The organism is Haloarchaeobius sp. HME9146, from assembly GCF_025399835.1.
GTDB lineage: Archaea > Halobacteriota > Halobacteria > Halobacteriales > Natrialbaceae > Haloarchaeobius.
The window spans coordinates 2902753-2924133 of the sequence record NZ_JAODVR010000001.1; the positions used below are offsets into that span (position 1 = coordinate 2902753).

A 21381-nucleotide genomic window follows, 5' to 3' on the forward strand; every position below is an offset into this window, starting at 1 on the left:
GGCCACAACATCTTTCACCGTGGTCCAGAGTGAATATATATCGACCCGTGTCATCGACGACCTCACGCACCGACTCTCTCCACGTTGCGCTCGCCGTGGCGGCCCTCGTCGTCGTCGCAGTCGCGACGTTCGAACAGACCGTCTCGCGAATCTACCTCCTCAACTTCTCGATCGGCGGACCGAACGCGACCGCCCTGCTGATGTTCCTGCTGGCGAGCGCGTGGGTACTCCCCCTCGTCGGCATGGCGGGTGCCCGTCGCGACAAGCTGCTCGCGGCCGGGTCGCTGGCCATCCCTGTCCTGCTTGCAGTCTCGATGCTCACGCCGCCTTCCCAGGCGGTCCTCGCGACGCTAGGCGTCCAGCTCGTCGTGCTTCCACTGTTCGTCCTCGCGCTCCGACGCTCGCCGACGAGCGTGGCTCCCGGGGCAGCGACCGGGCTGCTCGCGCTGGTCGCGGTCAGGAGCGCGCTCGACCTGGCACCGCTGTACGCGACGACCATCGGGAAGGGGCTGCTGCTCATCACTGGCGTCCTCGTCGGCGCGTCGACCCTCTGGATAGTCAGGGGTGACCTGCCGACCCAGTCCGTGGACGTCACGCCGCTGGCGCTGTTCGTGTTCGTCGAAGCCGCGTTCCTGGGCGCGCCAGCCGTCCTCGCGACGTGGCACCTCCGGTCGTACGAACTCACCGCCGGTGCCGCCGTGGCCGGTCTCGTGGTCGGCGTCGGCTATCTCGCCGTCAGGGGCGTGCCCGACCGGACGACCGCCCCCGTGCTGAGTGGGCTGTTCCTGCTCTCGCTGGCCGACCTCATCTGGTTCGACCTGCTCGGGTCGGTCGCCGCGTTGCCCGCGCAGGCGCTCGCGGTCGGCCTTCTCGCACAAGGTGTAGCTGGGGCTCGAGCGTCCTCTCGGGGGTGGCTGGCGACCCTCGGATTGCAGGTGCTGGCGGTCGTCGTGTTGTTCCTGCATGTCTCCGCACTCAATGCGGAGTACATGCCCGGGCCGGTGTTCGCACTGACCCACGACCGGGCTGCACACTTCCTGTTCGTGCTGGGCGCGCTACTCCCGGTGTCCGTCCTCGCCCAGGGGCTCCGCGTGGACCACGGGCCCGGAACCACCGACAGCAGGCGAGAACCGACGCCCGACCCCGCCCGGCGGTCGGCCATGAGCGCCGTCGGGGCGGCCGCACTGGGGGCCGGGACGCTCGCGCTCCCCAGCACGCTCGGGACCGCCAGCGAACCCGACGGGACCGAACTGACCGCGATGACCTACAACGTCCACCAGTTCCTGGCGGGCGAGCGCGGCGAGTACAACCTCGACGAAGTGCTGTCGGTCATCGAAGAGAGTGGTGCCCACGTCGTCGGTCTGCAGGAGTCCGAAGGCAACCGGATCACCTCCGGGAACGTCCATGGCGTCCGCTGGCTGGCGGAGGAACTCGGCTATCACTACCACTACGGCGCGCCGACCTCGGCGGCGAGTTACGGCGTCGCGATTCTGTCGGCCTGGCCGGTCACGGAGAGCGAACTCGTCTCGCTGCCGACGTACCAGTCGCCGCCCCGGCTCGCACTCCGGGTGATGCTCGACACGCCGGCAGGGGAACTCCCGGTCGTCGTGACCCACCTCCAGACCCAGCAGGAGGGGACGCCCGAGGCCATCGAGATGCAGGGCGAGGAAGCGCGAGCGGTGGTCGACCTCGCGGGGTCGGACGAGGAGACCATCGTCCTCGGCGACTTCAACGTCGAACCGCAGAACGACCCTGCCTACACCGTCATGGCCGAGTCGTTCACCGACGCGTGGGTAGCAGCCGGAAAGCCCGAGGAGGGCGGTGGAACGTGGCCGGCAGCCGACCCGACCATGCGCATCGACTACGTCTGGACGGCCAACGGCTGGTCCGTCACCGAGGCTGGAGTCCACGGCGACGGTGAGGACTCGGACCACCGCGCCGTGATGGCGACCCTCCGGCGCTGACCCGCTGATAAAGACCCCCACCCATCCGTCTGAATCCTTAGGTGATTAGCGTGTGAGCTAGTGGCATATGCAGATAACCGGCGTCACCCAGCACCACCTGAGCCACCCGCTCGACGGGTCGTTCCAGCCCACGTGGATTCCGGGCTACCCGCAGTCGAGCCACGAGGTTGAACTGTTCGAGATACGAACCGACGAGGGATTCACGGGGATTACGGCCAGTCCGAGCTTCGCCGGCGGCCTGGAGTACGAGACACCGCTGTCGCTCTTTCTCACGGGGGAGGACCCCCACGACGTGGACGCGATTCGACGCAAGCTGGAGAGTATCGACCTCATCGGGCCCCGACCGTGGCACATCGAACTCGCGCTGTGGGACATCATCGGGAAGACGGCCGGGAAGCCGGTGTACGAGATTCTCGGCGGGAGCGACGACCCGATTCCCTGCTACGCCAGCACGGGTGAGGTGCAGGACGCCGACGCACGCATCGAGTACATCCAGGACCGGGTCGACGAGGGCTTTCAGGCGGTGAAGCTCCGGGTGACCAGACCCGACGACATCGACATCGTCCGGGAGATTCGCGACGCCTTCCCGGACCTGCCCCTGATGGTCGACGCCAACAAGGGCTGGTCGGTCCGCATCATGCAGGAGGAAGAACGCTGGTCGTACAAGGACGCCCTGCGATTTGCCCGAGACCTGGAGGGTGTGGGCGGCATCGAATGGCTGGAGGAGCCACTTCCCCGGCACGAGTACGACAACTACGCCCGGCTCCGCGAGGCGACGACGGTTCCCATCGCGGGCGGCGAGTTCAACAACGGGCTGCACCACTTCCACGAGTTCCTCGACCGCGGGGCGCTCGATGTGGTCCAGCCCGACGCGGCCCTGGCGACCGGGATTCAGGGTGGCGTGAACGTCGCCGCGAGAGCCGCAGACCACGGTGTCGAGTTCGTCCCCCACACGTGGACGAACGGCATCGGCTTCGCGGCGAACCTCCACGTGATGGCCGTCGCGGGCTCGCCGTGGTGCGAGTTCCCGATGGAGCCACCGTGGGATTGCGAGGCGCGTGACTTCCTCCTCGAGGAGACCCTCGACCACGAGGATGGGTACGTGACGCCGCCCGATGAGCCGGGCCTTGGCATCACGCTCGACCGGGAGGTGCTACCGGAATGAGCCTGCCCGAAGACGTTCTGGAGAAGCACCGGAGCGTCGCCGCAGAGGCGATTCCCGAAGAGGAGTACGGCCACCTCATCGGTGGCGAGTGGGTCGCGAGCGAATCGGGTGAGACGACCGCGACGACCGACGCGACCACCGGCGAGGAACTCGCGCGCTTCCAGCAGGGCTCAAGAGAAGATGTCGACCGCGCCGTGGCGGCCGCGCAGGACGCCTTCGAGGGCTCGTGGGGCGAGAAGACGCCCCAGCAGCGCGCCGAGTTGCTCCACGAAATCGCCGACGAACTCGAAGCTCAGAAGACCCGAATCGCCCGGCTGGACAGTCTGGAAGTCGGAAAGCCGAACAAGCACTCGCTGTTCGTCGACACGACCATCCTCATTGACCAGTTCCGGCACTTCGCGAGCCTCGCCCGGACCGCCGACGAGGGCCGGGTCCCGCCGTCGGGCGACGACAAGCTCATCCACACGCGACAGGAGCCCTACGGTGTCGTCGGCTGCATCAGCGCGTGGAACTTCCCCGCGATGTTCGTCGCCTGGAAGCTCGGGCCCGCCCTCGCCGCGGGCAACAGCGTCGTCTACAAGCCGTCCTCGCGGGCGGTGCTCTCGACGCTGGAGATCGCGAAGATAGTCGACCGAATCCTTCCGCCGGGCGCGCTGAACGTGGTGACTGGTGCCGGGAGCGTGGTCGGCGACGCCATCACCGGCCACGAGGGCGTCGGGAAGGTGAGCTTGACCGGCGGGACCGGCGCGGGGCAGGCCGCGATGCGGAACGCGGCCGAGCACATCCACCCTGTGTCGCTCGAACTCGGTGGGAAGAGCCCGAACATCGTCTTCCCCGACGCCGACCTCGACGAGGCCGTCGAGGGGACGCTCGTGAGCATCTTCTTCAACCAGGGCCAGCAGTGTACCGCCGGCTCGCGGCTGTTCCTCCACGAGGACGTCAAAGACGAGTTCATGGAGCGGTTCGTGGGCCGCGTGGAGGAGTTGAACGTCGGGGACCCACTTTCGCCCCTGACAGACATCGGGCCGATGGTGGACTTCGACCACCAGGCCGAGGTGCAGGACCACGTCGAGACCGCGAAGGCTGCAAGTGCGAGTGTGCTGCTGGAGAAGCCGGTTCCCGAGGAGCTGGCGGACGCGCCGTTCGTCCCCCCAGTCGTTTTCGGTGACGTTGCCGACGATTCCCGATTATCCTGCGACGAGGTGTTCGGGCCGGTACTCGCGGTGTTCGAGTTCGAGAGTACGGGTGAGGTGGTCGAACGCGCCAACGACACCGAGTACGGCCTCGCAGCGGGCGTCTGGACTACAGACCTGAACACGGCCCACGAGGTCTCGCGCGACCTCGAAGCAGGGATGGTCTGGGTGAACACCTACAATGACATGTTCGAGCCCGCGCCCTACGGCGGGTACAAGCAGTCCGGTATCGGTCGCGAGCTGGCGGTCGAGGCCATGGAAGCCTACCAGCAGACGAAGACGGTGAAGATGAGCTTCGGCGACATCCCGAACCTGGGCTGAGGCTGGTTCGGGGACGAGTTTCTGCGGGTCCTGAGCTACCGCACCAGCCATTATTATAATATTTAATCATTAACTTTAAGCTTCTATACCCTGAAGGATTTCCCATACACATGCGCGCAGTCGTCTTCCAGGGAACCGGTGAACCGCTGTCGGTCGAGGAGGTCGACCGACCCGAGTGTGACGAGGACGGAATCGTCGTCGAGACCGAGGCCTGCGGGGTGTGCCGGAGCGACTGGCACGCCTGGCAGGGCGACTGGCAGTGGATCGGGATGATGCCCACACCGGGGCTCGTCTTCGGCCACGAACCCGCCGGGACCGTCGTCGAGGTCGGCGAGAACGTCGACCGGTTCCGCCCCGGCGACCGCGTCACCAACCCCTTCAACCTCGGCTGTGGCTCGTGTCACCACTGTCGCGGCGGCCGCGGGAACATCTGTGAGCGCTCGGTCCCGATGGGCTTCCTCCCCATCCAGGGCGGCGCGTTCGCGGAGTACTACCCCGTCAGGAACGCCGACCACAACGTCGTGAAGCTGCCAGATGGGGTGGACCCTGTGGACGTGGCCGGCCTCGGCTGCCGGTTCGCGACCGCCTTCCACGGGCTGGTCCACCGGGTCGACGTGACGCCCGGCGACTGGGTTGCGGTGCATGGCTGTGGCGGCGTCGGCCTTTCTGCTGTGCATATCGCGGATGCCCTCGGCGCGAACGTCATCGCAGTGGACCTCGCCGAGGAGAAGCTGGACCGTGCCCGCGAACTGGGCGCGGACCGGGTCGTGGACGTCACCGAGGTCGAGGACGTGCCGCAGGCGGTGAAGAAGCACACCGAGTCGTCGAGGGGAGCCGACATCGCAGTCGACGCACTGGGCATCGCCGAGACCTGCCAGAACGCGATGAACTCGCTCGGCAAGGGTGGACAGCACCTGCAGATCGGCATGACCACCAGTGACGAAGGCGGGCAGGTGTCCCTGCCGGTGGACACGATGGTCACCGACGAGCGCGAGTTCTACGGGTCCTTCGGGACGCCCCCGAACGAGTACGACGAGATATTCCGGATGATGGAGACGGGGAAGCTGGAGCCCGGGCGAATCGTGAGCGAGCGGATTTCGCTGGATGAGGTGCCCGGCGTTATCGAGAATCTCGGGGACTACGATACTGTGGGGATTCCGGTCTGCGATACGTTCTGAGAACTGGTTGACTCTGCAGGCCGAGAATCGACCGGGACCCTGTAGAAAAGAACGGTGTCCGCTGGCGCTCTGGACGTCTCCTCAGTGGCCACCCCCGCCCTCGTGGCAGAACTCCTCGCCTGAGAACTGCTCGCGTGGATTGGTGTGGTGGAAGACGCCCTCTGGATTGTTGGTATGGACCCATGCGTGGAGCGCCCATAGATAGTCGAATGGAACCTTCGATGGTGCCTCTAGTATCCCCCACTCCTCCCTGCCATCGTCGTAGTCGAAGTAGCTGGGTGGCTCCTCACTGTACGGACCAGCCTTCGGCACGAGAAATTCGACCGCCCCGAGTACGAGTTCGCCCTCGTCGTCTTCGCCGTACGCGAGGACCTGTGCAGCCGTCCGTTCGGTCGTGCCGAGGAGACCCGGGTTCAGGTAGTGATACCCCATCCCGCACACCGGATGGTCTGTTGCCAGATACCCATCCGCAAGTGCATTGGCGGGGTCGTTGTACTCGGCGGTCGCCGACCGCACCTCGGCGAGTTCCCACTGCAGGTTTCCAGGGCCAGCCGCTCCAGTCCCGGCGAGGGCGATACTACCGATGATTCCGGTCCCGATAGTTCTCAATACTGTTCGACGCCTCGTTTGCTTCTCTTCGGACATGGTCATGTGTCTCCGTGATTCCCAACCCCCCACGACACTGGGCGACCCGCGGCCGTGGTAGAGTGATGGCATTTCGGCGGCTGACAGCATAGTTATCAGTACGATACCTCCATCGTCACGGCCGCCGATGGACGCCACAGGACAGAGGAACGATTCACAGACGTCGAAGTTGTCAGGTTACGATAATCGCGTAAGCACCAGTTATCGGGACGTGCTGTCGGGGGAGTGGTACCGACTCCGGCTGATAAAGACACGACTCCATCCGGCGGAACGAGTAAGCCACCACAGAGAGAAGACACCCACATGACAATCGCGATGCCCAGCGAGGCGGGCGCATGGATCGACGCGTGGCAGGACAAGCTCAACGAGTCCGAGAAGTACAGCGAGGTCGGCGCGGGCTGGGGCGTCGGCTTCAACGGCTCGTTCCTGTTCGTCATCGAGCCCGACACGCTGTACGACGGCGAGCCCGTCATCCTGTACGTCGACCTCGAAGACGGCGAGTGCACCGAGGCGAAGCAGGTCGACAGTGAGGACGACGTGGACTGGGGCTTCGCCTTCAGGGGCAGCTACTCCGACTGGAAGGAGCTGGTCCACGGCGACCTCGACGCCATCGAGGGCATGATGGGCGGGCGGTTCGACCTCGACGGTGACATGCAGAAGGTGCTGCAGTACTCCAACGCGGCGGTCGTGATGACCGAGAACGCCTCCGAGATAGACACCGAGTTCGAGTACTGAACCCGGTTTTTCGACCTCGAATTTATAACCGATTGCGACGCCAGATAGAGCCATGAAGTCCGTTGGGCTGCGACTCCGACCGGCCGAGGGAGCCTTCCCGGGCGTGGACGAGGCGCTCGCAGGGATTCCGGGTGTGACCCGCGAGGGCATCCAGCACCTGGAGTGGCTTGCGGACGGGACCTACGCGATGCTGTACCGCGTCTCGGGTGGCGACGAGGTGGCCATCGGAGAGGTGCTGACAGCCCACGACGAGGTGTTGCAACACGACATGGTCTCGGCGGGGGCGGACCAGTACTACGTGTTCGTGAACGTCGCCGAGCAAGAGTCTGTCAGCGCACTGCTCCAGATTCTCGACGAGCATCGGCTGTTGCTCGACCCGCCGCTCCGGGTGACCGACGACGGGCTCTGTGTGACCGTGGCGGGAGACGGCGACGCCCTGCAGGCCGCGTTCGCGGACGTGACCGACGTCGAGGTTCCAATCGAGGTGGAGTGGACCGGCGGGTATCGACCGGGTGAGCCCGCAGCGCTCTCGCGGCTCACCGACCGCCAGCGCGAGGCGCTGGAAGCGGCCCACAGCCTCGGGTTCTACGAAACCCCAAGGGAAGCGTCGTTCGAGGACATCGGGGAGGCACTTTCCTGCTCGCCAAGCACCGCGAACGAGCTGTTGCGCCGGGCGGAGGCGCGGGTCGTTAGTTCCCTGCTGGACGGGTGAACTGCGAGCCTCGAGTCTCGGGAGTGGCGACCTGTCCCCGCGACGAGCTTTAAGCCCCTTGCGTGCCTGTCTCTAGCCATGTCGGTAACCTTCGACTTCTCCGACCGCGTCGCCATCGTGACGGGAGCATCCGGGGCCCTCGGCAGTGCCGTCGTCGCCGCCTTCCGCGAGGCTGGCGCGACCGTCTGTGCCGTCGACATCGTCCCACCAAGCGACGAGAACTCGCTGCTGGAGCCGGACGACGACACACACTTCTACGAGACCGACCTGACCGACGAACTCGGCGTCGAGACGCTGGTCGACAACGTCGTCTCGGACCACGGCCGCATCGACTGCCTCTGCAACGTGGCCGGCACCTGGCGCGGCGGGAACCCCATCGATGAGACCGACCTGGCGGAGTTCGAGTTCCTCGTGAACGTCAACCTGAAGTCCGCGTTCCTCACCTCGAAGCACGCCCTGCCGCACCTCCGCGAGCGCGAGGGTGCCATCGTCTCCGTCTCGGCGCGGTCGTCACTGGAAGGCGGTGAGGGCGACGGCCCGTACCGCATCACCAAGGCGGGCATCCGTCTCCTGACCGAGACGCTCGCCGAGGAGAATCTCGGAGAAGTGCGGGCGAACTGCGTGATGCCCTCAGTGCTGGACACCCCGATGAACCGGGAGATGATGACGCCGAAGGACGAGTGGGTCGACCCGGCCGACGTGGCGCAGGTGATGCTGTTCCTCTGCTCGGACGCTGCCAGCGTGACCAGCGGGGCCGCAGTGCCGGTCTACGGCGAGGCCTGAGAGAGGGGCCGCTCGACCGACCCCGGAACCGCACCCGGGAGGCGGACGAGGACGGTCGTGCCGCTGCTACTCTCCGATTCGTTCTCCCCACTCCCCGTTGCTTCGAACGCGACGCTCCCCCCGAGCGCCGTCACGGTCCAGTTGACCAGCCACAGTCCGAGCCCGCTCCCGTGGGCCAACGCGGTCTCCTCGCCGGCGTCGATGACCTGTCGCTCGTGGTCGGGGATGCCCGGGCCGTCGTCGGCGACGGCGAACACCGCTGTCCCGTCGTCCTCGACCGCGGTCAGTGTGATCGTTACGTGCGGGTCGGTGCCGTCGTCGTGTTCGAGCCCGTTCTCGATCAGGTTCGCGAACACCACCTCGACGAGGTCGGGGTTCGTCTCCAGCTGGAACGCTTCGGGAACCGCGACGGTGACCCCGCCGTCGTCGAACTCGGCTTCGAGTCGGTCGCCGAGCGCCGCGAGGAGCTCGGCCATCGCGACGGTTTCGCGGGAACGCACGTCCCCGCCCATCGTCTGCTCGATGGTCCGGGCCTTCTCGCCGAGTTCGATGAGCCCGCGCGTCTCGTCCTCGGCGGTCTCCAGCATCCACAGCACCTCGTCGTCCTCCACCAGATCGGCCGCACCTTGCAGGTAGCCTTGCACGACGGTCAGGTCGTTCCGGAGGTTGTGTCGGAGGACCCGGTTCAGGACGGTGAGGCGCTGTTTGCGCCGAATCTCGTCGGTGACGTCCTGCAACAGGACGGTGTAGCCGACGTGGGTGCCGGCGACGTCCCGGAGCGGCGACGTGACCAGCTTGTAGGTCGCGTAGCTCCCCTCCTGCGTCAGCGTGAGCGTCTGGTCGGTCGCGGCGAGGTCGATGTCGTCGACACCGAGGTACTCGACCAGTCGCACCGTGAGCGCGGTCTGCTTATCCACGCCCAGCGCGGCCTCCGCCGGCGCGTTCAGCGTGACGATGCGCCCCTTCTCGTCGACGACGATGATGGGACTCCCGAGGTCGTCGAGGGCAGCCCGTTCGCCCGTCCGTCGTGTGGTCGGATTGAACTCGAACATATCGCTCCGGAAGAGGGCGTAGGTGTCGAGCGCGATGTGGGGGAGGAACATGATGGGGACGAGGTTCAACTGCGGTGCGGGCCCGAGGTCGAACGTCCAGAGTGTGAACGCGGCCACCGGTGGAATCGGCGTCAGCGCGACGGCCACGGCCTGCTTGCGGTACAGTGGGCCGAAGCTGATAACCGTGTCCAGCAGCAGCGCCATCCCGACGACCGACACGAGGACAATGCCGACGAACTGGAGTCGAATCAGGGGCGAGTGGACGTACGAGACGGTCGCCGCACCGTATATCGGGTCGAGGCGAAAGTCCTGCCAGACGAGGTGGTGCCACGGGTTCGTGACGACAAGCAGGTCGAAGCCGAGCCCGAACAGGGCAACGGCCCTGAACCACCACGTCCTGACGAGGTGGCCTCGCCCCGTGTAGGCCGCCGCGAACCCGAGGTAGCCGACGACGACGACCGTCCCGGCCAGCCAGAACAGCATCTCCAGGGCCTCGCGGAGCCACAGGGGGTCGAACACGAGCATCGCGACCCCCTGTGAGAAACAGAGGCCGACCTGCGCGACGATGACGGCGAAGAACCACCGTGCGCCGGGTTTCTCGCGGAAGTCCCACAGGTACCAGAGGAACGCGAGGTTGGCCACTCCGGCCGCCAGCGAGCCCACGACCGGCCACGAGACCGCTTGCACGATACTCGACAGTGCGAGGCAGGGTACTTGGCCGTTGTCCCCAACGGTGTCGGCAGCGGTCCGCTGTGACTCCCGGCACCGAGCAATGCCGTTTTTTCCATGGGGGCCCTACAGGTGACCTGATGCTGGAGTATCACGTCCTGTTCGTCGTGTTGTTGGTCGGGACGGAGGCCTTCTTCACCCTCCTGTCCCTGTTGAACGTCCGGTACGGCGCGGCGACCGCCCGCGCCGAGTCCGAGTGGATGCACGAGACACTCGGGGTCGACGACCTGGACGCGGTCCTCGACTACCAGCGCGCCCGGACCGGGCTGTCGCTGGTCTCGACCTGGGTCGCCCTCGGGTTCCTGCTCGTCGCACTCTACACCGGCCTCATCAGCGACGTGGTCGGGGCGCTCGCCGCGAGCGGCCTGCCCGAACTCGCACAGGGTGTCGTCTTCGTCGCCCTGTTGCTCCTCGCAGGCCAGCTGGTGAACATCCCGTTCGACCTGTACGGGACCTTCGTGGTCGAAGAGCAGTTCGGCTTCAACAACCAGTCGCCGAAACTGTGGGTCAAGGACTTCGTCCTCGGGCTGGTCGTGAGCACGCTCATCGTCTCGCTGCTCGCCGGGGCGGTCCTCTGGTTCGTGAGCGCCCTGCCCACCTACTGGCCGGCCGCGGCGTGGGCGCTGGTCGTCGCTTTCTCGCTCGCGATGCTGGTCATCAAGCCGCGGGTCATCGACCCGATATTCAACGACTTCACGCCGGTCGAGGAGTCCGACCTCCGCGACGCGGTCGACGACGTGTTCGAGCGCGCCGGCTTCCGCTGCGACCAGGTGTACGAGATGGACGCGAGCAAGCGCTCCGGACACTCGAACGCCTACTTCACCGGCTTCGGCCGGACCAAGCGCGTGGTGCTGTACGACACGCTGGTCGAGCAGATGGAGGTCGACGAGATACAGGCGGTCCTCGCCCACGAACTCGCACACTGGAAGCGCGGCCACATCTGGAAGTTCGTCGCACTCGCAGCGGTCCAGTTCGCGGTCGTCTTCGGCGTCCTGGGCTACCTCGTGAGCCAGGGCTGGCTCTACACGATGTTCGGGCTGCCACAGCTCGAGTACGCGGGTCTCTTCGTCGCCATCCTGTTCGTCGGGCCGGTCATGCAGCTGACCTCGCCCATCCAGAACTACTTCTCGCTCGCCTACGAGCGCGAAGCCGACACCTTCGCGGTCGAGACGATGGGGTCGTCGCCGATGGCGAGTGCCCTGGCGAACCTCGCCAGCGAGAACATGTCGAACCCGTTCCCGCACCCGCTCTACGAGACGTTCCACTACGACCACCCGCCCATTCCGGAGCGCATCCGCTACATCGAGGCGATGGGTGACGGTGGCGACTCGGCAAGCGACGGGCCTGCTGGTGAGGATACCCCGACGGCGGACTGAGAGGCACTCGACTCGGTGACGGCGCAGCAGTGATACTCCTTCTCGCGGTGTATGTCACCATCCTCGTAGCGGCAAGGCTGGGGGGACGAAGCGTCCTTCAAGTAACTGGCTGAATGAACATTCAGTCAACGATGGGAGAGACGCAGTTGTTCGCGGCCGCCCCCGAGGACACCCGGGCCGCCATCATGCGGGCGACCTACGAGGCCCTCACCAGCCACGGGTACGCGAACCTGACGATACAGCGCATCGCGGACGAGTTCGAGAAGTCGAAATCCCTGCTCTACCACCATTACGACGGCAAGGACGACCTCCTCGTCGACTTCATGCGGTTCATGCTGGAACACTTCGAGAACGAGACGACGTGTGGAGACTGCTCGAACCCGGCAGAGCGGCTCGACCACCTGCTGAACCGCGTCGTTCCGGTCGACATCGACCCGGAGAAACATGCCTTCACGAGCGCCATGATAGAACTCCGGGCACAGGCCTCGCACGACCCGGCGTACCGCAAGCAGTTCACCGAACACGACACCGCCCTCCGGGACCGGTTCGCGGCCATCCTCCGGGACGGCGTCGAAGACGGGACGTTCGCGGACGTGGACCCCGAGCAGACCGCCGACTTCCTGCTGGCGCTCGTGAACGGTATCCGGACCCAGCGCGTCACCCGTGACGACGACGGCGGGGTCCCCGGTGCCCGCGCCGAACTGGACGCCTACATCGACCGCCACGTCCGCGGGGGTGACGACTGATGGGCCTCTCGGACCTGTTCAAGGGCAAAGAGGAGATGGATCTCACGTCGGGGGACATCGCCAAGCCGCTGTTCTTCCTCTCGCTCCCGATCGTCATCACGAACCTGCTCCAGACCGCCTACAACCTGGCGGACACCTTCTGGCTGGCGCAGGTCAACGAGGTCGCACTGGCGGCCATCACCTTCGGGTTCCCGATGGTGTTCCTGCTCATCTCGCTCGGCATGGGGCTCTCGGTGGCAGGGAGCGTCCTCGTCGCCCAGCACACCGGAGCCGAGGAACCGAGAGAGGCCGAGTACGCCGCCTCACAGACCGTCATGTTCGCGTTCGTCGCCTCCACCATCCTCGGGATAGTCGGCTTCTTCGCGGTCGATACGGTGCTGTGGACCCTCGGCGCTCGCGGCGCGGTCCTGCGCGAGGCCACCCAGTACATGGAGGTCATCTCGCTCGGGATGCCGTTCCTCTTCGGTTTCTTCGTCTTCATCTCGCTGATGCGGGGCTACGGCGACACCGTCACGCCGATGCTCGTGATGTTCGGGACGGTCGTCCTCAACGTCGTCATCGACCCGCTGTTCATCTTCGGCTTCGGCCCGATTCCGGACGGCCTCGGCGTGCAGGGCGCGGCCATCGCGACCGTCATCTCCCGGTTCGTCGCGACCGTGGTCGGCATCGCCATCATGCTCCGGGGGAACCGGGGCGTCCAGATCCGGTTCTCGCAGATGCGCCCCGACCTCGCGTTCTTCAAGAAGATGTTCGGTATCGGCGTTCCGGCCTCCATCGAGGGCACCGGCCGCTCGGTCTCGGTGAACCTCATGCTCATCGTCGTCGCCATCTTCTCCTCCGGCTTCGTCGCCGCCTTCGGGGTCGGCATCCGCATCTTCTCGGTCATCTTCCTCCCGGCCATCGCGGTCGGCCAAGGCGTCGAGACGATGGTCGGCCAGAACATCGGCGCGGGCAAGTACGACCGGGCGAAGCGAACCGCCGACACCGCGGCTGTCGGGATGTTCGCCGCGCTCTCGGTCCTGGCAGTGGTCGTCTTCGCGTTCACCGAACCCATCGTCTCGCCGCTGTCACCCAACGAAGAGGTCACGGACATCGCGGTGACGTTCCTCCGGGTCGTCGCGCCGACCTTCGGCTTCATCGGCGTGATGCGCTCGTACAACGGCGCGTTCCGCGGGTCGGGGAAGACGATGGTCTCGGCGGCCATCGCCATCACCATGCTCGGCATCATCCGCCTCCCCATCGCCTGGGTGCTCTCGCGTGGCATCGACCCGGTCGCTTCGATGGTCCCGTTCGCGACCGGTCAGGCCGGTATCTGGGCGTCGTTCGTCGTCTCGAACACGCTCGGCGCGGTCATCGCGTTCGCCTGGTTCCGCCGGGGCACCTGGCGCGGGGCCGACGTGCGCGGCCGGGGCGCGGTCGACGCGTCGCCGACGGACGACTAGTCGCGTCAGTTCACTTATAAAGAGAATTTGGCCGTCCTTCTTCGTCGCTGAGCTGTCAAGCGATTTCTGTATCGACTAATCATGACCTGTACCGCGGGAACAGGCAGTTTATCAACCGCAATCGGTGAGCGATAGCCACACATGAGCGAACGAGAGACATGGAGCACACGGGCGGGGTTCATCCTCGCTGCGGTCGGCAGTGCAGTCGGCCTGGGGAACATCTGGCAGTTCCCGTTCCAGGCTGCGAGTAACGGCGGTGCGGCGTTCGTGGTGGTCTACCTGGCCGCCGTCATGCTGATCGGCTTCCCGGCGATGCTGGCGGAGTTCGTCGTCGGTCGCAGCACCGAGCGCAATCCCATCGACGCCTTCCGCGACCTCGGCGGTAATTCGTGGTCGCTCGTAGGCGCGCTCGGGGTGTTCGCCGCGTTCTGGATCCTGTCGTTCTACAGCGTCGTCGGGGGCTGGGTCATACGGTACATCCTCGGCAGCGCCCAGGGCGCGTACTTCGCGGACCCGAGCGGCTACTTCGGCGCCATCTCTAGCGGCCCGGCCGCCCTCGCGCTGCACGCCGTCTTCATGGCGCTGGTCGTCGGCGTCGTCGCGCTGGGCGTCGAGGACGGTATCGAGATGGGGACCAAGCTGATGGTCCCGGCTATCGTCGTCCTGCTGCTCGGCCTCGGTGCCTGGGTCGCGACCCTCGACGGGGCCGCGGCCGGCTACGCCTACTACCTCTCGCCGGACCTGAACACCCTGACCGAGAACCTCGGGAGCGTCCTCCCGGCGGCCGTCGGGCAGGCCTTCTTCACCCTCTCGCTCGGGATGGGCGCGATGGTCACCTACGCCTCCTACCTGAGCGACGACGACTCCCTGCCGGTCGACGGGAGCCTCATCGTCGCCCTGAACACGCTCGTCGGCCTGCTCGCCGGCCTCGTCGTCATTCCAATCCTGGCGACGCAGGTCTCCGTCGAGGCCATCCGCCAGACGAGCGGTGCCGGTGCCGTGTTCATCTCGCTCGCCGAGGCGTTCGGCCAGCTGCCCGCCGGGCGCGTCCTCGGCGTCGTCTTCTTCGGCGTCCTCCTGCTGGCCGCGCTCTCCTCGGCCATCTCGCTGCTGGAGGTCGTCGTCTCCTTCGTCACGCGCAACACCGGCTGGGACCGCAAGCCCGCCGCCGCGGCGTTCGGCCTCGCGGTGTTCCTGCTCGGCATCCCGACCGCGTTCAGCGCCTCCCTGACATTCGCCGGGACCGGCGCGCTCACGTGGTACAACGACCTCGCGTACAACCTCCTGCTCCCCGTCTCGGTGCTCGGCGTGCTCGTCTTCGTCGGCTGGATTCGTGACGAGCACGCGGCCCAGGAGGTGACCAGGGGGACCGACCTCGGGGACTCCGCCGCCGGGAGATGGATCTGGGCGATGCGGACCGTCGTCAGCCTCGCCGTCGTCGTGACCCTGTTCCTCGGTGTGCAGGGGCTCCTCGTGCAGGCGAACGTGCTGGCCGAGCCCATCATCGCGCTGTAGCACACCGGCCACGACACCGCCTGTCTCGGCGGCTGCTGACGGTTCACACGCCACCCAACTGCACGATTACGATTCCTCAGCAGACGGCTATTTTTCGCAGAGATACAAAACGGAAACCGGCCAGAGACCGACCATACCGTGTGTTAACGACGAATTGACGGTTCCACGGTCCGCAAGCACTAATACGGAGAGTCTGGCAGTGGCGCACAATGGCACGTGAATCGTGGACATCACGAATCGGGTTCATCCTCGCGGCCGTCGGCAGCGCCGTCGGCCTCGGGAACATCTGGCGGTTCCCGTGGATGACAGCAGAGAACGGGGGCAGTGCGTTCCTGGTACTGTACCTGGGTATCGTCCTGGCCGTCGGCGTTCCGGGTCTGGTCGCCGAGTTCGTCATCGGCCGCCGGGCCGGCAAGAGCCCGGTCGGCGCACTCGAATCGCTCTCCGGGTCGAAGCACTGGGGGAAGCTCGGGCTCATCACCGTCCTAGCCGGCCTCGTCCTCCTGTCGTTCTACAGCGTCGTGGGCGGCTGGATCCTCCGGTACTTCGTCGCGAGCGCGACCGGGGCCTACTTCGACGCCCCCGGCGCGTACTTCAGCAGCATCAGTTACGGCGCTGGCGCAGCCGGCTTCCACGTCCTCTTCCTCGCCATCACGGCGGGTATCGTCGCGGGCGGGGTTCGGGGCGGCATCGAGCGCGCCACGACGGTCATGATGCCCATCGTCATCCTGATGCTCGGGGCGCTCGCCGTCTGGGCGGGTGGCCTCTCGGGCGCGAGTGAAGCATATGACTTCTTCCTCACCTTCGACGCGGCGTACGTGCAGGCGAACGCCCTCGACATCCTGCTCTCGGCCGCGGGCCAGGCACTGTTCACCCTCTCCGTGGGCGCGGGGACGATGATAACCTACGCCTCCTACATCGGTGAGGATCGCTCGCTCCCCGCCGACGGGAGCATCATCGCCTTGCTCAACACCGGCGTCGGCGTCCTCGCCGGGTTCGTCGTCCTGCCGCTGCTGTTCTCGACGCCCAACGTCGACCCCGCGACGAGCGGCCCCGGCGCGCTCTTCGTCGGCGTCGCCACCGCCTTCGGCGAACTGCCCGGCGGGCGCATCCTCGCGGTCGGCTTCTTCGCCGTGGTCGCGCTGGCCGCGCTCTCCTCGTCCATCTCGATGCTGGAGATTCCCGTCGCCTACCTCGTCGACGAGCACGGGCTCGAGCGCAAGACCGCGACCGCCGGCCTCGCCGCCTTCGTCCTCGTCACGGGGACCGTGAGCGCGTTCAGCTCCGAAGTGTTCGGCATCCTCGCGGGCCCGGTCGTCGACATCCTGCTCACGACCGGCCTGTTCGCGTTCGTCGTCTTCGCCGCATGGGTCCTCGGCGGCGATGCCGTCGATGAGTTCACCCTCGGTACGCGGTTCTCCAGCGGGCTCGGTGACGCCTGGCGACTCCTCATCGGCGTTGCCCTCCCGCCGTTCCTCCTGTTCACGCTGTTCAACGGCATCCTGGGCTACCTCGGCTGGCAGGCACCGGTCGAGTACGTCGCCGCGGCCGCCATCCTCGTCGGCCTCGCCGTCGTCAGCAGCGTCCAGCGCGTCGCGAGCACGGAACGAGCCGACAACGCGGCCTGACTGGACGCCGATACACCGCGGTTGGCTGGCTACCGGTACACCGGCTGACTGGCCGCCAACACACCGGTTGACCGAACGCCAACACCACCGCCTGCGACCGTCACCGCCGCGCTACCCGTCCATCCGCAGGGGGGAGACGGCCCCTCGGCGGCGGCGACTCGGCATCACTTCGTTGGGGAAACCTTTTGACGCCGGTGCGAGTGGTTTCGACCAATGATTGCAGGGTGGTCACCATGACGATGGAAGACCGCATCGAGGAACTCGAAGAGCTGCGAGCGGAGGCGCTCAAAGGCGGCGGCGAGGACCGCATCGAGTCCCAGCACGAGAAGGGCAAGATGACGGCTCGCGAGCGCATCGACTACTTCCTCGACGACGGCACCTTCCACGAGTTCGACCAGCTCCGGACCCACAACTCCCACAACTTCGGGATGGAGGAGAAGAAGATCCTGGGCGACGGGGTCGTCACCGGCTACGGCGACGTCGACGGCCGCAAGGTGTTCGTGTTCGCGCACGACTTCACCGTCTTCGGTGGCTCCCTCGGTGAGGTGTTCGCCGAGAAGATCACGAAGGTGATGGACATGGCGATGGAGGTCGGTGCGCCCATCGTCGGCCTCAACGACTCCGCCGGGGCCCGCATCCAGGAAGGCGTGAAAGCCCTCGCCGGGTTCACCGAGATATTCCACCGGAACCAGATGGCCTCGGGCGTCGTCCCCCAGATATCGGGCATCATGGGTCCGTGTGCCGGCGGGGCGGTGTACTCCCCGTCCATCACGGACTTCATCTTCATGGTGAAGGACACGAGCTACATGTACATCACCGGGCCCGGTGTCACGAAGACCGTCACCGGTGAGGACGTCACCCACGACGAGCTAGGCGGTGCGATGACCCACGCCAGCAAGACGGGTGTCGCCGAGTTCGCCTGCGAGGACGACAAGGACGCGCTCGACCAGATCAAGACGCTCCTCTCGTACCTCCCGAGCAACAACGTCGAGGACCCGCCACGTGTCGAACCCTGGGACGACCCGGACCGCCGCGACGACGCGCTCGAGGAGATCGTCCCCGACAGCCCACAGAAGCCCTACGACATGACGAACGTCGTCGACTCCATCGTCGACGAGGGCTCGTTCTTCGAGGTGCAGGAGAACTTCGCGAAGAACCTTATCATCGGGTTCGGCCGCCTCGATGGCCACACCGTCGGTATCGTCGGCAACCAGCCCAAGGCGAACGCCGGGACCCTCACAGTGGACGCCTCGATGAAGGGCTCGCGGTTCGTCCGCTACTGTGACTCGTTCAACATCCCCATCGTCACGTTCGTCGACGTGCCGGGGTACATGCCCGGGACCGACCAGGAGCACCGTGGCATCATCCGCCACGGCGCGAAGCTCCTGTACGCCTACTCCGAGGCGACCGTGCCCCTCCTGACGGTCATCACCCGGAAGGCGTACGGGGGCGCGTACTGTGTCATGGCCTCGAAGAACCTCGGCTCCGACGTGAACTACGCGTGGCCCACCGCCGAGATCGCGGTCATGGGCCCGCAGGGTGCGGTCAACCTGCTCTACCGGAGCGAACTGGCCGAGGCCGACGACCCCGACGCGCTCCGTGACGAGCTCATCGAGGAGTACCGCGACGAGTTCGCGAACCCCTACACCGCGACGGACAAGGGCTTCCTCGACGACGTCATCGAACCGACCGAGACCCGCCCGCGGCTCATCGACGACCTGCACATGCTGAAGTCCAAGCGCGAGGACCAGCCCGACAAGAAACACGGCAACATCCCGCTCTGAGATGAGTCAGGAACTGCTCGACCGACTCGACATCCCGGCGGACGCCGACGCGGAGGAAGCCGCGGCCATCGCGGCCGTCATCGGTGCCCACCTGCGCGACCAGGAGCGCAAGGCCCAGGAGGAACACGAAACCGAGACCTGGGACGGCAAGAAGTGGGCGTTCGCCGGTCGCCTGCGGGGCACTCGCGGCCACAGCGGTCGCGTCCCCGACGGCGCACCCACGAACGCGTGGGCCGCGAGCGGTCGCGCGGACCGCTTCTGACCGCACCGAGAATCTTCTGCGGCTTCGACTCAGGCCGTCTGCCCGTCGTCACCACCGACCAGCGCCCGTAGCGTCCCCACCCCGACGAACCGCGGAACTCGTTTCGAGTACTGTTCGTACGCCTCGCCGTACTGCTCGCGGAGCCAGGGCTCCTCGACGAAGGGGAGCAGGACCCACCACGAGGCGAATATCGCAGCGAGAATCGTCACGAGCACCGAGTTCACGAGCAGCGCGAACCCGAGTGTCGCGACCATGTAGCAGACGTACTGCGGGTTGCGCGAGTAGCGGTACCAGCCGCCGGTCCGGAGGTCGCCCGAGAGGCCCATGGTCTCCTCGCTCCCGAGGTCGAGGCCGGCGGCGAGCGCGGCAAGGTAGAACGGGACGAACAGCGCGAGTCCGGCGTAGAGGCTGGTCGGGCGTGGCAGCCCCAGACTGTTCCAGTCGAGGTACGCGAGTCCGACGAACGCGACATTGAGAAGGTTCGAGAGCGTCCAGTGGACGTAGTAGCGCCAGTCGCGCTCGCCTGGCGGCCAGTAGCGATACTCCGTCAGTAGACTGACGAGGAACCCGGTGAGGTTCCCGAGGCTGGCGAGGAGGCCGAGTCCGAACAGTACCCAGAGCAGCGTGTCTTCCATAGTTGAAGGAGGGAGTCGAGCGTCAGTGGGACTTCGGTCGCACTGGCTAGGCAATTTAAATAGGTCGCCGGTTCGGCGTCACTCTCGCGACGTGACCCGTATCCGAACCTCGCCCGGGTCGAGGGTCACTTCCGCCGACGGGGAGAGGTTCTCGGTGATTCGCTTGAACTCGAGATTGCGAGCCAGCGTCGCCAGCGCGAGCGTGAGTTCCATCCGGGCGAACCGCATCCCGATGCAATGTCTGGGACCGCCCCCGAACGGGAAGTAGGCGTACTCGGGGCGGTCCTGACTGTCGTCTTCGTCCCCGAGCCACCGCGCCGGCCGGAACGCGTCGGGGTCGTCCCACCAGCGCGAATCCCGGTGAATCTGGTACGTGCCGAGGACGAGCGTCTGGTCCGCGGAGAGTTCGTAGCCGCCGAGAATCGTGTCCTCGATGGGCTGGCGGTAGATGGCGTACACCGGCGGGTACAGCCGGAGCGCCTCCTTCACGACGGCCTCGGCGTATTCGAGGTCCGGGAGGTCTGCAAAGGATGGGTCGGCGTCTCCACAGACCGCCTCGAGTTCCGCGTCGAGTCGGTCTCGCACGGCCGAGTCGCCGGCCAGCAGCCAGAGCGTGTAGGTGAGTGCGACCGCGGTCGTTTCGTGGCCCGCGCCGAGGAACGTGACGAGCTGGTCGCGGACCTGTTCGGCGTCCATCGTCGAGCCGTCGGGGTACTCGGCGGCGAGCAGGGTGTCGAGGAGGTCGGCACCGGCCTCCGCCTCGATACCGGACCGGCGTCGTTCCCGAATCAGGGCATCGACCATCTCGTCGAGGTCGGTCATCCGCCGCTCGAACCGGCGCTTCGCCGGCGTCGGCAGCCACCCCGGCGCGACCATCGAGAGCCCGCTGATACGGTCGTCGAGCGCGTCGAGCGCGGCCTGGACGACCTGCCCGCGCTCGGCATCGAGGTCGAGGTCGAACAGCGTCCCAACGAGGATGTCGAGGGTGAGGTCGGAGGCGGCCTGCCGGAGGTCGACGATTCCCTCCGCGGTCCAAGACTCCGCGGCGTCGGCGGTCCGGGCGACCATGGTGTCCGCGAACGACTGGATGTGTCGCGGGGTGAACGCGGGCTGGAGGAGCTGGCGGTCTCGCCGCCACTGCTCGCCCTCGGTGAACGCCAGCCCGTCGGGGGCGATGAGGTCGCCGAAGGCAGTCTCGTAGTCGCCTTTCCGGAACTCGTCGCTCCGGTCGACGAGCACCTGCTGGACGAGGGCGGGGTCGTACACCGCGACGAACGGGATTCCCATGGCGTCGAAGGCGACCACGTCGCCGTGGTTGGCCATCCGGTTCCCGAAGTCGATGCCGTCGCGGAGGAACCCGATGGTGTGGTCGAGGACCGGCAGGCCGTCGGGTGCGGGCGGTGAGCGAGCAGTCGGGGGGCCGGACTGGGGGGACTCCTGCAGCGAGTGGTGCTCTGCCATCGTGTGAATGGTGGGGCGGGACGAGCCTCGTCCTTGCCGTGAACTGTGTAACTTT

Annotated in this window: 18 protein-coding genes; 14 read left to right on the plus strand and 4 right to left on the minus strand. The window is 66.6% G+C overall.

Annotated elements, in window-relative coordinates; genetic code table 11:
* Positions 1 to 47 precede the first annotated feature (47 nt).
* From N6C22_RS21215 to N6C22_RS14935, 4 genes are all read left to right on the plus strand, one after another.
* The gene (locus N6C22_RS21215; protein ID WP_261651917.1) at positions 48 to 1964 is read left to right on the plus strand and encodes an endonuclease/exonuclease/phosphatase family protein; all 1917 of its coding nucleotides are present in this window, start codon (positions 48 to 50) and stop codon (positions 1962 to 1964) included.
* Between the two features lie 67 nt (positions 1965 to 2031).
* The gene (locus N6C22_RS14925) at positions 2032 to 3129 is read left to right on the plus strand and encodes a mandelate racemase/muconate lactonizing enzyme family protein (protein WP_261651918.1); all 1098 of its coding nucleotides are present in this window, start codon (positions 2032 to 2034) and stop codon (positions 3127 to 3129) included.
* Positions 3126 to 4643, plus strand: coding sequence for an aldehyde dehydrogenase (locus N6C22_RS14930; RefSeq protein WP_261651919.1), 1518 nt, complete (start codon positions 3126 to 3128; stop codon positions 4641 to 4643). The genes N6C22_RS14925 and N6C22_RS14930 overlap by 4 nt, the downstream gene beginning before the upstream one ends.
* Before the next feature lie 110 nt (positions 4644 to 4753).
* Positions 4754 to 5821: a zinc-dependent alcohol dehydrogenase family protein gene (locus N6C22_RS14935; protein ID WP_261651920.1), complete on the plus strand. Its 1068-nt coding sequence runs from the start codon at positions 4754 to 4756 to the stop codon at positions 5819 to 5821.
* 81 nt (positions 5822 to 5902) lie between these two features.
* Here the strand turns inward: N6C22_RS14935 and N6C22_RS14940 are convergent, their stop codons facing one another.
* Positions 5903 to 6466: a hypothetical protein gene (locus tag N6C22_RS14940; RefSeq protein ID WP_261651921.1), complete on the minus strand. Its 564-nt coding sequence runs from the start codon at positions 6464 to 6466 to the stop codon at positions 5903 to 5905.
* A gap of 303 nt (positions 6467 to 6769) precedes the next feature.
* Between N6C22_RS14940 and N6C22_RS14945 the strand changes: the two genes are divergently transcribed.
* The 3 genes from N6C22_RS14945 to N6C22_RS14955 all read left to right on the plus strand — a co-directional run bounded on the left by N6C22_RS14945 (position 6770) and on the right by N6C22_RS14955 (position 8696).
* The gene (locus tag N6C22_RS14945; RefSeq protein WP_261651922.1) at positions 6770 to 7201 is read left to right on the plus strand and encodes an SCP2 sterol-binding domain-containing protein; all 432 of its coding nucleotides are present in this window, start codon (positions 6770 to 6772) and stop codon (positions 7199 to 7201) included.
* A gap of 52 nt (positions 7202 to 7253) precedes the next feature.
* Entirely contained in the window at positions 7254 to 7913 is a 660-nt protein-coding gene (locus tag N6C22_RS14950; protein WP_261651923.1) for a helix-turn-helix domain-containing protein, read from the plus strand.
* Between the two features lie 78 nt (positions 7914 to 7991).
* Complete coding sequence (locus tag N6C22_RS14955; RefSeq protein ID WP_261651924.1) at positions 7992 to 8696, plus strand: SDR family oxidoreductase; 705 nt, start codon at positions 7992 to 7994, stop codon at positions 8694 to 8696.
* Here the strand turns inward: N6C22_RS14955 and N6C22_RS14960 are convergent.
* Entirely contained in the window at positions 8681 to 10435 is a 1755-nt protein-coding gene (locus N6C22_RS14960) for a histidine kinase N-terminal 7TM domain-containing protein (protein WP_261651925.1), read from the minus strand. The genes N6C22_RS14955 and N6C22_RS14960 overlap by 16 nt on opposite strands.
* Before the next feature lie 122 nt (positions 10436 to 10557).
* Between N6C22_RS14960 and N6C22_RS14965 the strand changes: the two genes are divergently transcribed.
* The 7 genes from N6C22_RS14965 (at position 10558) to N6C22_RS14995 (ending at position 19230) form a co-directional block, all read left to right on the plus strand.
* On the plus strand, positions 10558 to 11853 hold the full coding sequence (locus N6C22_RS14965; protein ID WP_261651926.1) for a M48 family metallopeptidase: 1296 nt from the start codon (positions 10558 to 10560) through the stop codon (positions 11851 to 11853).
* A 113-nt stretch (positions 11854 to 11966) separates the two neighbouring features.
* Complete coding sequence (locus N6C22_RS14970; RefSeq protein WP_261651927.1) at positions 11967 to 12599, plus strand: TetR/AcrR family transcriptional regulator; 633 nt, start codon at positions 11967 to 11969, stop codon at positions 12597 to 12599.
* Positions 12599 to 14041 (plus strand): MATE family efflux transporter, encoded by a 1443-nt coding sequence (locus tag N6C22_RS14975; protein WP_261651928.1) that lies wholly within the window; start codon positions 12599 to 12601, stop codon positions 14039 to 14041. Before N6C22_RS14970 ends, N6C22_RS14975 begins: the two co-directional genes overlap by 1 nt.
* A 141-nt stretch (positions 14042 to 14182) precedes the next feature.
* The gene (locus N6C22_RS14980) at positions 14183 to 15556 is read left to right on the plus strand and encodes a sodium-dependent transporter (RefSeq protein ID WP_261651929.1); all 1374 of its coding nucleotides are present in this window, start codon (positions 14183 to 14185) and stop codon (positions 15554 to 15556) included.
* Positions 15557 to 15765: 209 nt separating this feature from the next.
* Positions 15766 to 17184 (plus strand): sodium-dependent transporter, encoded by a 1419-nt coding sequence (locus N6C22_RS14985; protein WP_261651930.1) that lies wholly within the window; start codon positions 15766 to 15768, stop codon positions 17182 to 17184.
* A 239-nt stretch (positions 17185 to 17423) separates the two neighbouring features.
* Positions 17424 to 18968, plus strand: coding sequence for an acyl-CoA carboxylase subunit beta (locus tag N6C22_RS14990; RefSeq protein WP_369684446.1), 1545 nt, complete (start codon positions 17424 to 17426; stop codon positions 18966 to 18968).
* A 1-nt stretch (position 18969) separates the two neighbouring features.
* A complete protein-coding gene (locus N6C22_RS14995; RefSeq protein ID WP_261651932.1) occupies positions 18970 to 19230 on the plus strand; it encodes an acc operon protein in 261 nt (86 codons plus the stop codon).
* Between the two features lie 29 nt (positions 19231 to 19259).
* On the opposite strand, the gene N6C22_RS15000 is transcribed toward N6C22_RS14995, so the two are convergent.
* Together N6C22_RS15000 and N6C22_RS15005 are read right to left on the minus strand one after the other, a co-directional pair.
* A complete protein-coding gene (locus N6C22_RS15000; RefSeq protein ID WP_261651933.1) occupies positions 19260 to 19865 on the minus strand; it encodes an isoprenylcysteine carboxylmethyltransferase family protein in 606 nt (201 codons plus the stop codon).
* A 78-nt stretch (positions 19866 to 19943) separates the two neighbouring features.
* Positions 19944 to 21326, minus strand: a complete 1383-nt coding sequence (locus tag N6C22_RS15005) for a cytochrome P450 (protein WP_261651934.1) — start codon at positions 21324 to 21326, stop codon at positions 19944 to 19946.
* Positions 21327 to 21381: the final 55 nt, after the last annotated feature.

Coding starts and splice junctions, on each gene's coding strand:
- N6C22_RS14925 (WP_261651918.1), top strand. CDS start 2,032: ATGCAGATAACCGGCGTCACCCAGCACCACCTGAGCCACCCGCTCGAC.
- N6C22_RS14930 (WP_261651919.1), top strand. CDS start 3,126: ATGAGCCTGCCCGAAGACGTTCTGGAGAAGCACCGGAGCGTCGCCGCA.
- N6C22_RS14935 (WP_261651920.1), top strand. CDS start 4,754: ATGCGCGCAGTCGTCTTCCAGGGAACCGGTGAACCGCTGTCGGTCGAG.
- N6C22_RS14940 (WP_261651921.1), bottom strand. CDS start 6,466: ATGTCCGAAGAGAAGCAAACGAGGCGTCGAACAGTATTGAGAACTATC.
- N6C22_RS14945 (WP_261651922.1), top strand. CDS start 6,770: ATGACAATCGCGATGCCCAGCGAGGCGGGCGCATGGATCGACGCGTGG.
- N6C22_RS14950 (WP_261651923.1), top strand. CDS start 7,254: ATGAAGTCCGTTGGGCTGCGACTCCGACCGGCCGAGGGAGCCTTCCCG.
- N6C22_RS14955 (WP_261651924.1), top strand. CDS start 7,992: ATGTCGGTAACCTTCGACTTCTCCGACCGCGTCGCCATCGTGACGGGA.
- N6C22_RS14965 (WP_261651926.1), top strand. CDS start 10,558: ATGCTGGAGTATCACGTCCTGTTCGTCGTGTTGTTGGTCGGGACGGAG.
- N6C22_RS14970 (WP_261651927.1), top strand. CDS start 11,967: ATGAACATTCAGTCAACGATGGGAGAGACGCAGTTGTTCGCGGCCGCC.
- N6C22_RS14975 (WP_261651928.1), top strand. CDS start 12,599: ATGGGCCTCTCGGACCTGTTCAAGGGCAAAGAGGAGATGGATCTCACG.
- N6C22_RS14980 (WP_261651929.1), top strand. CDS start 14,183: ATGAGCGAACGAGAGACATGGAGCACACGGGCGGGGTTCATCCTCGCT.
- N6C22_RS14985 (WP_261651930.1), top strand. CDS start 15,766: ATGGCACGTGAATCGTGGACATCACGAATCGGGTTCATCCTCGCGGCC.
- N6C22_RS14990 (WP_369684446.1), top strand. CDS start 17,424: ATGGAAGACCGCATCGAGGAACTCGAAGAGCTGCGAGCGGAGGCGCTC.
- N6C22_RS14995 (WP_261651932.1), top strand. CDS start 18,970: ATGAGTCAGGAACTGCTCGACCGACTCGACATCCCGGCGGACGCCGAC.
- N6C22_RS15000 (WP_261651933.1), bottom strand. CDS start 19,865: ATGGAAGACACGCTGCTCTGGGTACTGTTCGGACTCGGCCTCCTCGCC.
- N6C22_RS15005 (WP_261651934.1), bottom strand. CDS start 21,326: ATGGCAGAGCACCACTCGCTGCAGGAGTCCCCCCAGTCCGGCCCCCCG.